Source organism: Tsukamurella serpentis (assembly GCF_054780975.1).
This window is the reverse complement of record NZ_BAAGVH010000001.1, coordinates 153,520-166,992: the sequence shown is the minus strand read 5'-3', so window position 1 is coordinate 166,992 and position 13,473 is coordinate 153,520. Positions and strand designations below refer to the sequence as shown.

The following is a 13,473-nucleotide window of genomic DNA, read 5'->3' as shown; positions in this document are numbered from 1 at the left end:
GGACGAAACAGGACTGCTCCTAGGCTCTAGCAATGACCCAACCCGCGAACGAGCCGACCGGCTCGGCTCCGATGATCGAGATGAAATCCGTCGACAAGCACTTCGGAGATCTCCACGTCCTCAAGGACATCAATCTGACCGTCCCGAAGGGGCAGGTCATCGTCGTGCTCGGACCGTCCGGTTCGGGCAAATCCACCCTGTGCCGCACGATCAACCGGCTCGAGCCGATCGACTCCGGCACCATCCGGATCGACCGCAACCTGCTGCCCGAGGAGGGGCGGGGCCTGGCGGATCTGCGCGCCGAGGTCGGCATGGTCTTCCAGTCGTTCAACCTGTTCGCGCACAAGACGATCCTCGACAACGTGACTCTCGGGCCGATCAAGGTCCGTAAGCAGTCCAAGGCCGAGGCGGAGAAGCGTGCGCTCGAACTGCTCGAACGAGTGGGTATCGCCAGCCAGAAGGACAAGTACCCGGCTCAACTGTCCGGTGGCCAGCAGCAGCGCGTCGCGATCGCCCGCGCGCTGGCGATGGGCCCGAAGGTGATGCTCTTCGACGAGCCCACGTCCGCCCTCGACCCGGAGATGGTCAATGAGGTGCTCGACGTGATGGTCGGCCTCGCCAAGGAGGGCATGACGATGGTGTGCGTGACCCACGAGATGGGATTCGCGCGCAAGGCCGCAGACCGGATCATCTTCATGGCCGACGGTGAGATTGTCGAGGACACCGATCCCGAGTCGTTCTTCACCGCACCGGAATCGGACCGTGCCAAGGACTTCCTCGGCAAGATCCTGGGGCACTGATGCGGACACGACACCCCCTTGATTCCCGGCGGTGGCCGCGTGCCGCCGCAGCCGCGATCGCGGCGCTGGTGGCCGTCCCGCTGGTGGCGGCCTGCGGCACCGACTCCCCGCGCAGCCTGCTGGACTCGATCCGCAGCGGGCAGGTGGTCCTCGGCACCAAGTACGACCAGCCCGGTCTGGCGAACCGGGACCCGGACAAGTCGCACTCGGGCTCGGACGTGGCGGTCTCCGAGTACGTGGTCAAGCAGATCGCGAAGAACAACGGCTGGTCCGCACCGAAGATCACCTGGAAGGAGACGCCTTCCCCGCTGCGTGAGCGGATGATCGAGAACGGCGAGGTCGACATGATCGCGGCCACCTACTCGATCAGCGTGGCCCGCGTGAAGAAGGTCGATTTCGCCGGACCGTACCTGGTGACGTACCAGGCGCTGCTGGTCAGCAAGAAGACCTCGAACCCGATCCGCAACCTGGAGGATCTCAACTCCGGTCGCCGGCTGTGTTCGGTCTCCGGATCCACCTCCGCGATCAACGTGAAGGCGGCACTGCCCAACGTGCAGTTGCAGCAGTACGACGGTTACGCCTCGTGCGTGGAAGGGGTGCGCCGCGGCGTGCTGGACGCTCTGACCACCGATGCCACCATCCTCGCCGGATTCCAGGCGAAGTATCCGGGCGAGTTCGAGATCGTCCCGATGAAGTACCCGGCCGACACCACTCTGCCCAACGGCACGAAGAAGAAGGCCGGGGATCAGTTCTCCACCGAGCGGTACGGCATCGGCCTGCGCAAGGGGGATGAGCCCTCGCTGCGCGAGGTGAACCGCGCCCTGCAGCAGATGACCCTCGGCGAACAGGCCGCGAGCGAGTTCCAAGCGGGACACTCGGCGATCCGGCCCGGCTGTGTGGTGCCCACCGACGCGGTGCGCCGGTACACCGAGATGACCTACGCCGACCCCGTGAACGCGCTGTTCGCCGCACTCCGCAAGAACCTCGGGGAGTACGCGACCACGATGATCGACCAGGGCCGTCCGGCCGGTGAGAGCGGTAAGCCCACATCGACGCTGGTGGCGGTCCCCGGTGATCAGAGCTGGCTGCTGACCGACTCGGTGACCGTCACCGTCGACGGACAGAAGGTGACCGTGCCCAAGACCGATCCGCGGGCACAGTGCACGAAGGCAGGTGCGTGAGCATGTGGGAAGACCTCGGGCCACAACTGTGGCCGGCGTTCTGGGTGACGATCAAGCTCACCTTCTGGTCCGCGATCGGCGCCACTGTCTGGGGCACGATCCTGGCGGGCATGCGCGTCTCGCCGGTACCGGCCATGCGGGTGTTCGGAACCTGGTACGTCAACATCGTCCGGAACACGCCGCTGACGCTGATCATCTTGTTCCTGTCTCTGGGCCTGTACCAGAACATGGGACTCGCGCTCGCCCCGAACGACGCCGCGTTCACCACCAACAACAACTTCTGGCTGGCGGTGGTCGGCTTCATCGCCTACACCGCGACCTTCGTCTGCGAGACCCTGCGATCGGGTTTCAACACCGTTCCGCTCGGTCAGGCCGAGGCGGCGCGTTCTCTGGGCCTGACCTTCCTGCAGGTGTTCCGGCTGATCGTGCTACCCCAGGCGGGTCGCGCGGTGATCGCGCCGATGGGCAGCGTGCTCATCGCACTGACCAAGAACACCACGATCGCCTCGATCATCGGTGTCGGCGAAGCCGCGCTGCTGATGAAGGAGCAGTTGGAGTTGCACAGCGATCAGCTGATCGTGATCTTCGTGATCTTCGCGGCCTGCTTCATGGTGATCACTCTGTTCGAGGGAGCCGTCTTCGGCTACTTCGCTAAGCGACTGGCGGTGAAGCGATGAGTGCCAAATCCACCTCGACCGTCCTCTACGACGCTCCCGGACCGAAGGCCCGGATCCGCAACAACATCATCGCGGTGGCCTTCATCGTGGTGCTGGTGGCCCTGTTCGCCTGGGTGATCACCACGTTCGCCGCGAACGGCCAGTTCGATCAGGAGAAGATCGAGCCCTTCACCGACACGAACTACTGGGCGACGTACATCCTCCCCGGCCTGTGGGGCACCTTCAAGGCCGCCGTCGCGTCGATCGTGCTGGCGATGGTCATGGGTGCACTGCTCGGGATCGGCCGGCTCTCCGATCACCGTTCGGTGCGGTGGGCCACCGGGGCGATCGTGGAGTTCTTCCGCGCGATCCCGGTCCTGATCCTCATCTACTTCCTGTACATCATGTTCGGCGTCTACAAGGTGTTCACGTCCGACTACATCGCGTTCTTCGCGGTGGTCTTCGGGCTGACGCTGTACAACGGCGCGGTGATCGCTGAGATCCTGCGTTCGGGCATCAACTCGTTGCCGCAGGGCCAGTTCGAGGCGGCGAAGGCGCTGGGCCTGCGCAAGACGCAGACCATGCGCCTGATCCTGCTTCCGCAGGCGGTGGCCGCGATGCTCCCGGCCCTGATCTCCCAGATGGTGATCGCGCTCAAGGACAGCGCACTCGGCTACCAGATCGGCTACGTCGAAGTGGTGAAGTCCGGCATCCAAGCCGGCAACGAGTGGGGCAACGTGATCCCGTCGCTGATCGTGGTCGCGATCATCATGATCCTGATCAACTTCGGCTTGTCGGCACTGGCGTCCAACATCGAACGGAACCTCCGCGAGGGCCGGAAGAAGAAGATGATCGTCGCGGCCCCGCACGCACTACCGGAGCCGGGACTGATGTCGAAGGAAGTCCTGGAGACCACCCATCCCGACCCGAAGCATCAGGATCTACGCCGGGACTTCGGCGACTGATCACGGTGATCGGGGGAGGCATCGCGCGCCGGAGCGCGACCACGGCACTGGTAACGGTGCTCGTGGCCGCGCTCTGCGCGTGTTCGGGGCCTTCGCCCCGGAGCCTGCTGCAGTCCATCGACGACGGTGCGGTGCTGATCGGGGTCAAGGCCGACCAGCCGGGCCTGGGGTTACGCGGACCGGGCGGTGGATTCTCCGGTTTCGACATCGACGTGGCGCGCTACGTGGTCTCCACCATCGCGGCCGGCCGGGGGCGCGCCGAACCGAGGATCACCTGGCGGGAGACCCCGACATCGCAGCGTGAGCGATTGATCGACAACGGTGAGGTGGACGCCGTGGTCGCCTCCTATTCGATCGACCCGGAACGTGCCGCCCGGGTCGGATTCGCCGGCCCGTATCTGGTGACGCGGCAGGCGCTGCTCGTGCGGCGTGATGACCAGTCGATCCGGGCCGCCGGCGATCTGCGCCGGGGGAAGGCACTGTGCTCGGTGTCCGGGTCCACCTCGGCGCGAACGGCCCGGGGCGTCCTGCCGGGCGTGCGCCTGACCGAGTTCGACACCTACTCGGCCTGCGCCGATGCGGTGGCGCGGCTCAGCGCAGATGCGGTGACCACAGACGAGGTGATCCTGGCCGGGTTCGCGGCGCAGCGACCCGAGGAGTTCCGACTGGTCGACGTGACCCTGCCCGAGGACAGCTGTGTCGACGGCCGGTTGCGCACCGCGGGCGCGCCGCTCGCCGTCGAGCGGTACGGCATCGGTCTCGGGTACGGCGATGACCAGGCGCGTGACGCGGTGAACGCGGCACTACGGCAGATGATCGAATCGGGCGAGTGGGAGCGATCGCTGCGCCGCGCCGTCGGCGACGAGCAGGCCACCCGCACTCTGGCCCGCGACGGTGGAACCGCTGAGTCCCTGGCTCGAGTCGGCGACCTCGGCTTCCTGGCCGCCGCGGGCACCGCCTGCGGCGACCGCTGAGCCGACTCCATGGACAGCGAAGCCCCCGGAGTGCTCTCCGGGGGCTCCACTTCGCCGGGGAGATCCACTCCCCTGATCTATCCGTCCGCCGCTTCGCTCCGCTCACCGATGGCGTCCAGCACCACCGAAAGAGCCAAGGACGGGTGATATCCGCGTCGGCCGAGCATGCCGACGAGTCGCTGGGTGAGCTTGTCGCGGTCGGCGCGCTCCTGCGGGACGTGCACCCGGGCGAGCTTTCGGTCGACCAGTTCGGCTGCGCGTGCCCGCTCGTCCTCACGACTGACGGTGTCCAGCGCCGCCGACGCGGCCTCGTCCCCGACCCCCTTGTTCCGCAGTTCCTGCGCCAGTGCTCGCCGACCGCGGCCGGAGAACCGGTGCCGGGATTGCACCCAGCGCTCGGCGAAGGCTGCGTCGTCGATCAGGCCGGCGGCGACGAACTTGTCGAGCATCCGCTCGGCGAGTTCCTCGTCGAACCCGCGCCTGGCGAGTTTGGTCCGCAGTTCCGCCCGGGAATGGTCACGCAGGCCCAGAGCGCGGTAGATCAGGTCGCGGGCCTGCGCTTCACGTTTGGCCGGGTCCTGTTCCACCACGCGGTGCGGCTCACCGTCGCCGTCACGGGGGCGACGCCCCCGCCGGCGGGCGCGGGAGACGACCTCGTCGTCCGAGTAATCGGACATCGCGGCTAGAAGTCGACGGGAGCCGGAGCGATCTCGTCGCCGGCATCGACGGTCACATCGGCACCGATACCGAGCTTCTCCTTGATCCGCTTCTCGATCTCGTCGCGGACGTCGGGATTCTCCAGCAGGAACTTGCGGGCGTTCTCCTTGCCCTGGCCGAGCTGGTCACCGTCGTAGGTGTACCAGGAGCCGGACTTGCGGATGAAGCCCTCGTTGACGCCCATGTCGATGATGGAGCCCTCACGGCTGATGCCCTGGCCGTAGATGATGTCGAACTCGGCCTGCTTGAACGGCGGCGAGACCTTGTTCTTGACCACCTTGACGCGCGTGCGGTTGCCCACGGCTTCGGTGCCGTCCTTGAGGGTCTCGATGCGGCGCACGTCCATACGGACCGAGGCGTAGAACTTGAGCGCCTTACCTCCGGTGGTGGTCTCCGGCGAGCCGAACATGACGCCGATCTTCTCGCGCAGCTGGTTGATGAAGATGGCGGTGGTGCCGGAGTTGTTCATGGCGCCGGTCATCTTGCGCAGCGCCTGGCTCATCAGGCGGGCCTGCAGACCGACGTGGCTGTCACCCATCTCGCCCTCGATCTCGGCCTTGGGCACCAGCGCGGCCACCGAGTCGATGACGATGATGTCCAGTGCGCCGGAGCGGATCAGCATGTCTGCGATCTCGAGTGCCTGCTCACCGGTATCCGGCTGGGAGACCAGCAGCGCATCGGTATCGACACCGAGCTTGGCCGCGTAGTCGGGATCGAGTGCGTGCTCGGCGTCGATGAAGGCGGCGATTCCACCGTTGGCCTGCGCCTCGGCGACGGCGTGCAGCGCGACGGTGGTCTTACCCGAGGACTCCGGGCCGTACACCTCGATCACTCGGCCGCGTGGCAGGCCGCCGATGCCCAGCGCCACGTCCAGCGCGATGGACCCGGTGGGGATCACCGAGATGGGCTGACGGACCTCGTCACCGAGGCGCATGACCGAGCCCTTGCCGTAGTTCTTGTCGATCTGGGCGAGAGCCAGCTCGAGGGCCTTCTCGCGGTCCGGTGCTGCAGGTGCCATGGGACTCTCCGTCCTTCGGGCCGGAAGCGGAGTAGGTGCCGCCGGCGCTGGTTCCAACTGTTGCCATGGACGTTAGAGGGACCCACCGACAAGTTCTCGCATCCACATCGGGCGCGTTCTCACCGGCTCTCTCCACGTCGAACACCATCGACTATAAGCGAACGATCGTTCGAAGCAAGCACGCGCCGGGGCGACACGCCGCACGATGAGAAATCCCGATCACTCACCGACGGATACCGCGGGTGAGTGACCGGGATCCAGCGAGCTACCAGCCCAGAGCGGACAGTTGCGCCTGCACCGCGGCTCGGTACTTCTCCACATTGCCGGTCTTGATCGACTCGTAGCCACGCACCATGTCCGGAAGCTCCGCCAGAGCCACCACCTGCGCCCGCTGCTGGTCCGGCACCCGGCCGTCCTCGACCGCGGCGATCATCAGGCCCACCAGCGCCCGGTACTCGGCGATGAGCGAGCGTTCCATCCGCCGCATCTCCGTCATGCCGAACGGATCGAGACGGGTGCCGCGCAGTCGCTTCAGCTTGGCCAGCGTCTTCATCCCGGGGGTCACCCACTCCCCCAGCGCGAGCTTGTTCTTCAGCCCGAGCTCGCGCAGCGTCGGCGGATGCAGCCGGATGGCCTTGCGTGCATCGGCACCGAACTCGTCGGCGACCTGCGCCGCGAACCCGGCGTCCTGCGACAGTCGCGCCACCTCGTACTCGTCCTTGTAGGCCATCAGCTTGTGCAGGTTCTGCGCCACGGCCGCGGTCAGCTCCTCCGAGCCCCACGCCCGCTCGGCACGCAGTACCCGGGCCACATCGTCGACGTACCGGAGGGCGTACGCCCGGTCCTGATAGGCCACCAGTTCGTCCACCCGCAGCGCGACCCGGCGCCGCAGCTGCTCCGAGCCGCCGTCGAGGCGGGCCACCTGCTCGGCGGCGAACGCCGACGGCTCCACCGGGGCCGGCATCGGGTGCAGGGCGTCGATGGCCGCGGTCACCGCGGCGGGATCGGCCACCGACTGGCGGCCACGGCGGAACGCCTGCAGGTTCCTGTCCACCGCGACCCCGTTCAGGGCGATGGCCCGCTCGATGGACGCGGAGCTGATCGGCAGGGCACCGGTCTGGAAGGCCGCGCCCACCATGAACATGTTGGCGTACTGCTCATCCCCGAACAGCGACAACGTGAGCTCGCCGGGATCGAGGTACACCGACCGCAGCGAGGCCTGATCGATCGCGGCGTGGATGCTGCCCTGATCCGGGTAGCCGACCGCGGTGTCGATCACCATCTGCCCGGTGGGGATCTTGGTGGTGGAGACGATGGACGTGGTCCGCTCCGGCGAAGCGACCTTGAGGTTCGCCGGATCCACTCCGACCAGGCCGTCGCAGGAGAGGTACACGTCGCAATCCCCCGAGGCGACCTTCGCGGCCTGCTCCACGTAGCCCTTGGAGACCTTCAGGTCGGAGATCACCGCGCCGCCCTTCTGCGCCATACCGGTCATGTCGACGGTGCGCGCGACGTGCCCGTCGAGCACCGTCGCCGTGGCCAGGATCTGCGAGACCGTGACCACACCCGTACCGCCGATGCCGGTGACCCGGATCGCGAAACCGTCGGACTCGCGGCGCGCCTTCACCGGCTGCGCGACGTCATCGGCGGCGATGTCCGGTACCGACTTGCGGACCTTGCCGGTGGCACCGGGAGTGACCGTGACGAACGACGGGCAATCACCCTTGAGGCAGGAGAAGTCCAGGTTGCACGAGCTCTGGTCGATGCGGGTCTTGCGGCCGAACTCGGTGTCGACCGGATGTACCGACAGGCAGTTGCTCTGCACACCGCAGTCGCCGCAACCCTCACAGATCCGCTCGTTGATCACCACGCGCTGATTCGGCGTCGGGTACTTGTCGCGCTTGCGCTTACGACGCTTCTCGGCCGCACAGTACTGATCGTGCACCAGCACCGTGACCCCCGGCAGTTCCGCGAGCTCACGCTGCACGTCGAGCATGTCGGCGCGGCTGCGCACCTGAACGCCCTTGGGCAGCCCGGATGCGGCGGTGCGCTTGGGGTCGTCGGAGGTGACCACGATCCTGGTGACCCGCTCGGACTGCAGCAGCGCGCAGATCTGCGGCAGCGACATCTGCCCCACCGGGTCCTGGCCGCCGGTCATCGCGACGGTGCCGTTGAACAGCAGTTTGTAGGTGATCCGCTCCCCCGACGCCACCGACTGCCGCAGCGCGAGCGAGCCGGAATGCATGAAGGTCCCGTCACCGATGTTCTGCACGAAGTGCTTCTGCTCGACGAACGGCGCCATGCCGACCCACTGCGCGCCCTCGCCACCCATCTGGGTGACGCCGGTGATGTCGCCGACCTGCTGCGGGTCCATCAGCAGCACCATCGCGTGACAGCCGATACCAGCGCCGACCAGCGTGTCGTCGGTGACCTTGGTGGAGCTGTTGTGCGGGCAGCCGGAGCAGAAGTAGGGGCTGCGCACCGCGAGCGGCAGTTCGATCCTGGTCCGCTGCCGGGCCTTGCGATCGAGCCAGTCCTTCGCCGCGGGCACCCCGTGCACTCGCGCCAGGCGCGAGGCCAGGCCGCGGGTGACCGAGTCCTGGTCGAGTTCACCGAACCGGGAGAACAGCGTGGAACCGTCCTCGTTGGACTTGCCCACGATGTTCGGCGCCCCCGGGCGCCGGTACAGGATGTCGCGCATCATGGTCTCGAGGAAGTCGCGCTTCTCCTCGACCACGATCACCTCGTCGAGACCGTCGATGAACTCGTGCATGATCTGCCGCTCGAACGGGTAGACCATGCCCATCTTGAGGATGCGGATGCCGAGTCCGTTGAGTTCGGTGTCGTCGATGCCGATCAGCCGCAGCGACTCACGCACATCCATGTACGTCTTACCGGCGGCGACGATGCCGATCCGGTCATCGGAGGAGCGCACGGTGATCCGGTTGAGCCGGTTGATCCGGGCGTACTCGGTGGCGCGCGGCATCCGCACGGTGAGCTGGTTCTGTTCGAGCTCCATCAGGTTCGCGCCGAGGAGTTTCCCGGACGGGATGTGCGGACTGATCCCGAGGTCGCCGTACACCGGCAGCACCCGGTCCGGGTGCACATCGGCGCAGGAGGCGCCGTCGGCGACGTGCGCGGAGATCTTCAAGGAGGTCCACAGTCCGGACACCCGCGACATCATCGCGGCGTGCACTCCGAGATCGAGGATGTCCTGGGAATCGGCCGGATACAGGATCGGCATGTACAGATCGGCCAGGGACATCTCGGAGGCGCACGGCACCGTCGAACTCTTGGCGCCCGGGTCGTCGCCGACGAGGGCGACCGCGCCGCCGGTCGGGTGCGTGCCGATCAGGTTCGCGTGGCGCAGTGCGTCGGTCGCGCGGTCCAGGCCCGGGGCCTTGCCGTACCAGTAGCCGACCACACCGTCGAGACCCCGGCCCAGGTCACCGACCTGCGCCGCGACCTGCGAGCCCATCACCGAGGTGGCGGCGAGCTCCTCGTTCAGGCCCGGACGGTGCACGATGTCGAAATCGCGCAGGTACTTCGCGCGCTTGGCGATCTCGAGGTCGTACCCGGCGAGCGGGGAGCCCTCGTAGCCGGAGATGAACGACGCCGTGGTGAGGTTCTGCCGACGGTCGAGTCGCGCCCGGTCACGGACCATGCGGACCAGCGCCTGGATCCCGGTGAGGTAGATCGTGCCCTGCTCGCGGGTGTAGCGGTCATCGAGCGAGAACGATTCCACCGAGGCCGACTGCCCGCCCCGTGGATCTGCGTCGTGTCCACCTGCCAGGCCCCGGTCGGTGCTGGCACCGTGGAGATCGGTCGGTGAATTGGCGTCAAGGGTCACTGGAACCACCGGGCTTTCTCTCGTGCGTCGCGTTCCAGGGGTGGCGGATCACGACGCTGGCTGTGTCGGTGGTCACAGCATAGCGGTCGGTGCGGCACGTTTCACAGACGACCGGGCCGGACCGGCGCGCGTGGGACGCGCATCAGCTGCGGGCCGATACCCTGACTGATCGTGAACCTCCGAACCGCGCGGATCGTGGCCGTCGTGACCGGCCTGCTCGGCCTCGTCCTCGCCGTCGCGACGCCGTTGCTGCCGATCCGGCAGACCGCCGTGACCATCGAGTGGCCCCAGTCGGGTTCACCGGCCCCGGTCTCGTCACCGCTGACGATGTACAAGCCGCTCTCGGTGGAGGTGGGCGTGCCCTGTGCCGTCGCGGCGGCGGCACCACCGGACCGGGAGACGGTGCTGGTGGCCACGGCCCCGCCCCCGGCCGGGGACCGGGCCCGCACGGTCGGGCTGTTCGTGACGGTCGACGGGCAATCGCTGACGGTGCGCTCCCGGGGCGCCCTGGTGCATTCGATCCCCCGCGCGGACCTGCAGCGCTGCGGCGAACTACGCACCCGCATCGACGCCGACGGTGCGGCCAGCACCGTCGGCGGAGCTCCCGCGGGCGGCGTGCAGGGAGATCTGCGCCCGCAGGTGGTGGGCGTGTTCACCGACCTGCCGCAGGACCTGGCGGGTCCGACGCCGACGGTGACCATCGACGTCGACTCCCGGTACACCTCCAGCCCGTCCACTCTCAAGGGCGCGGTGATCCTGTTCGGAGTGCTGTGCGTACTGCTCTCGCTGATCGCGCTGGCGGTGCTGGACCGGGCGGACGGGCGGCGCAGCCGGCACCTGATCCCCCGGCGCTGGCGCACTCTCTCGCTGGCCGATGCGGCGGTGGTCGGCAGCCTGCTCGCCTGGCACATCGTCGGCGCACCCACCTCCGATGACGGCTACATCCTCGGGATGATCAAGGCCGCACCGTCGTCGGGCTACATGCCGGAGGTCTTCCGCTACTACGACGCTCCGTACGCGCCGTTCGGGATGCCCTTCTACTTCGTCTCCTGGATGGCGGAGCTGAGTGTGTCGAGCCCGTGGCTGCGGCTGCCGGCACTGCTCTCCGGGATCGCGGCGTGGCTGTTGCTCTCCCGCGAGGTTCTGCCCCGGCTCGGGCTCAGTAGGCGCCGCGCGCCGAAGGACCATGCGCGGGCGTTGTGGGCGGCCGCTGCGGTGTTCACCCTGTTCTGGCTCACCTACAACCCGGGGCTGCGTCCGGAACCGATCGTCGCGCTGGGCACCGTGGTCACCTGGTGCCTGGTCGAGCACACCGTCGCGACCCGGCGGCTGGCACCGGCGGGTGTCGCGCTGATCGTCGCCGGACTGACCCTCTCGGCTGCCCCCACCGGCAGTTTCGCCTTCGTGGTCTTCCTGGTGGCCGCGGCGCCGCTGTGGCGGGCGGTGCGCTCGCACGTACGCGCGAACGGATACACCGCCTCACTGCTGCCGATGGCCGCCGCGGGCGCCTCGGTGCTGTACCTGGTGTTCGCCGACCACGGCCTGGTCGAGATGCTGCAGTCGACCAAGCTGCTCGGCGACGTCGGGCCCAGTGAGTCCTGGCACCGGGAGATCATCCGCTACGAGGCGCTGTTCCAACTGAATCCGAACGGTTCGGTGGCACGCCGGTTCGCCATGCTGGCGATGCTCCTGGCGGCCCTGATCACCACCGCGATGCTGCTGTGGCGGCGCCGCATTCCGGCGATCGCCACCGGCCCGGCCCGCCGAGTAGTGGCCGCGATCGGTGTCTCCCTGCTGGTGATGGCGTTCAACCCGACCAAGTGGACCCATCACTTCGGCGCCTTCGCCACACTCGGCGCCATGGTCGCCGCGATAGCCGTGGTGGCCGTCGCACCGGGCCGCATCCGGCGGCCTCAGTTCGCGTTGCTGGCGCTGGCCGCGACGGCGGCGTGCGCGACCCTGGCCTTCACCTCGACCAACGGTTGGTTCTACCCGGGCAACTTCGGTATCCCGTGGGGCGGTGTGGCTCCCAAGGTGGCCGGGATCGAACTGGCCACGGTGTTCGGCGCCGCCACCGTGCTGCTGCTGCTCGCAGCGCTGGTGGTGCACGTGACCGGTGTGACACCGACGGTGCCCGCGGTGGACCGGCTGCCCGGATTCGCCGCCCCGATCACACTGGTCGCCATCCTGATCATCGCGATGATCGGCGCCACCAATGCCGCGTCGATCGCGATCCAATGGCCCGCGTACTCCTACGGACAGCAGAACCTTCGGTCGCTGGCAGGGAAGCCGTGCGGGATGGCCGACGCGGTGCTGGCGGAGCGGGATGCGAACGCCGGACTGCTCGCGCCGATCGGCGACGCCGCCGATCCACTGGTCGGCGGGGGCGCCGAGAACTTCACCCCGAACGGCATCGCGAGCAGCTTCAACTCGTCCTCGCGCGGGGCCGCGGACCTGGTCCGCACCGGCGATGCGGATACCACCCCGTCGAACACCGGCGGTACCGGTGGTGGGGTGCTGAGCACGCCCGGTGTGAACGGTTCCACTGCGGCGCTGCCCTTCGGGCTGGACCCGGCGCGGGTCCCCGTGGTCGGAAGCCGGCAGACCGGCCCGCAGCGCTCGGCGAAGGCGGTGTCGAGCTGGTACACGCTGCCCGCCGGTGGTGTCGGCCGGTTGCTGACGATCAGCGCCGCCGGCCGGTTCCACCCCGGTGACCTGCGACTGGAGTTCGGCACCGGGACCGGGGAGATCAAGGGCGCCGGTGAGGTCACGCCGATCGACATCGGGCCGGCCCCGGCCTGGCGGAACCTGCGGGTTCCGGGCGATCAGGTGCCGGCGGGTGCCACCGCGGTGCGGGTGCTCGCGACGGTGACCGCACCGTCGGAGACGACGTGGCTGGCGTTCACTCCGCCACGGGTACCGAAGCTGCAGACGCTGCAGAGCCTGCTCGGCGCGGATCCGGCGCTGGTGGACTGGGGCGCCGGAATCGGCTTCCCGTGCCAGCGGCAGTGGCGCGAGAACGGCGGTGTGGCCGAGCAGCCGAAGTGGCGCATCCTGCCGGAGCGGGATCTGGCCGCGGCCGCGACCACCACCTGGCAGGGCGGCGACGCAGGTGGCCCGCTGGGATGGGCACTGCTGCTGGCGAAGGCCCAGACCGTCCCGACCTACCTCCAGGACGACTGGGGCCGGGAGTGGGGGGCGCTGGAGCGGTACGTGCCGTACGTCGAGGCTCCTGCCGCGCAGGCGATCCGCACCGACCGGAACCGTTCGGGGCTGTGGTCGCCGGGGCCGACGCCGGCCTAGCTGTTCCGC

General features: G+C 68.3%; 9 protein-coding genes. 6 read left to right on the top strand and 3 right to left on the bottom strand.

What is annotated here, in order from left to right:
* The first annotated feature begins 71 nt into the window (after positions 1 to 71).
* The 5 genes from gluA to ACYVHG_RS00780 all read left to right on the top strand — a co-directional run bounded on the left by gluA (position 72) and on the right by ACYVHG_RS00780 (position 4,576).
* A complete protein-coding gene (gene gluA / locus ACYVHG_RS00800) occupies positions 72 to 800 on the top strand; it encodes a glutamate ABC transporter ATP-binding protein GluA (RefSeq protein WP_461165840.1) in 729 nt (242 codons plus the stop codon).
* Entirely contained in the window at positions 800 to 1,981 is a 1,182-nt protein-coding gene (locus ACYVHG_RS00795; RefSeq protein ID WP_461165524.1) for a transporter substrate-binding domain-containing protein, read from the top strand. Before gluA ends, ACYVHG_RS00795 begins: the two co-directional genes overlap by 1 nt.
* A gap of 2 nt (positions 1,982 to 1,983) precedes the next feature.
* A complete protein-coding gene (locus ACYVHG_RS00790) occupies positions 1,984 to 2,658 on the top strand; it encodes an amino acid ABC transporter permease (RefSeq protein WP_461165839.1) in 675 nt (224 codons plus the stop codon).
* Positions 2,655 to 3,602, top strand: coding sequence for an amino acid ABC transporter permease (locus tag ACYVHG_RS00785; RefSeq protein WP_461165523.1), 948 nt, complete (start codon positions 2,655 to 2,657; stop codon positions 3,600 to 3,602). Before ACYVHG_RS00790 ends, ACYVHG_RS00785 begins: the two co-directional genes overlap by 4 nt.
* A 62-nt stretch (positions 3,603 to 3,664) precedes the next feature.
* Complete coding sequence (locus tag ACYVHG_RS00780) at positions 3,665 to 4,576, top strand: transporter substrate-binding domain-containing protein (RefSeq protein ID WP_461165522.1); 912 nt, start codon at positions 3,665 to 3,667, stop codon at positions 4,574 to 4,576.
* Between the two features lie 77 nt (positions 4,577 to 4,653).
* Here the strand turns inward: ACYVHG_RS00780 and ACYVHG_RS00775 are convergent, their stop codons facing one another.
* The 3 genes from ACYVHG_RS00775 to ACYVHG_RS00765 form a co-directional block, all read right to left on the bottom strand.
* A complete protein-coding gene (locus ACYVHG_RS00775; protein ID WP_461165521.1) occupies positions 4,654 to 5,253 on the bottom strand; it encodes a regulatory protein RecX in 600 nt (199 codons plus the stop codon).
* 5 nt (positions 5,254 to 5,258) lie between these two features.
* On the bottom strand, positions 5,259 to 6,311 hold the full coding sequence (gene recA, locus ACYVHG_RS00770; RefSeq protein WP_461165520.1) for a recombinase RecA: 1,053 nt from the start codon (positions 6,309 to 6,311) through the stop codon (positions 5,259 to 5,261).
* Between the two features lie 265 nt (positions 6,312 to 6,576).
* Positions 6,577 to 10,104, bottom strand: coding sequence for an indolepyruvate ferredoxin oxidoreductase family protein (locus ACYVHG_RS00765; protein WP_461165838.1), 3,528 nt, complete (start codon positions 10,102 to 10,104; stop codon positions 6,577 to 6,579).
* A gap of 228 nt (positions 10,105 to 10,332) precedes the next feature.
* Between ACYVHG_RS00765 and ACYVHG_RS00760 the strand changes: the two genes are divergently transcribed.
* Positions 10,333 to 13,464, top strand: coding sequence for an arabinosyltransferase domain-containing protein (locus tag ACYVHG_RS00760; protein ID WP_461165519.1), 3,132 nt, complete (start codon positions 10,333 to 10,335; stop codon positions 13,462 to 13,464).
* Positions 13,465 to 13,473 lie beyond the last annotated feature (9 nt).

What these genes read in the sequence shown, in the direction of transcription:
- gluA (WP_461165840.1), top strand. Translation starts at nt 72, where the DNA reads ATGATCGAGATGAAATCCGTCGACAAGCACTTCGGAGATCTCCACGTC.
- ACYVHG_RS00795 (WP_461165524.1), top strand. Translation starts at nt 800, where the DNA reads ATGCGGACACGACACCCCCTTGATTCCCGGCGGTGGCCGCGTGCCGCC.
- ACYVHG_RS00790 (WP_461165839.1), top strand. Translation starts at nt 1,984, where the DNA reads ATGTGGGAAGACCTCGGGCCACAACTGTGGCCGGCGTTCTGGGTGACG.
- ACYVHG_RS00785 (WP_461165523.1), top strand. Translation starts at nt 2,655, where the DNA reads ATGAGTGCCAAATCCACCTCGACCGTCCTCTACGACGCTCCCGGACCG.
- ACYVHG_RS00775 (WP_461165521.1), bottom strand. Translation starts at nt 5,253, where the DNA reads ATGTCCGATTACTCGGACGACGAGGTCGTCTCCCGCGCCCGCCGGCGG.
- recA (WP_461165520.1), bottom strand. Translation starts at nt 6,311, where the DNA reads ATGGCACCTGCAGCACCGGACCGCGAGAAGGCCCTCGAGCTGGCTCTC.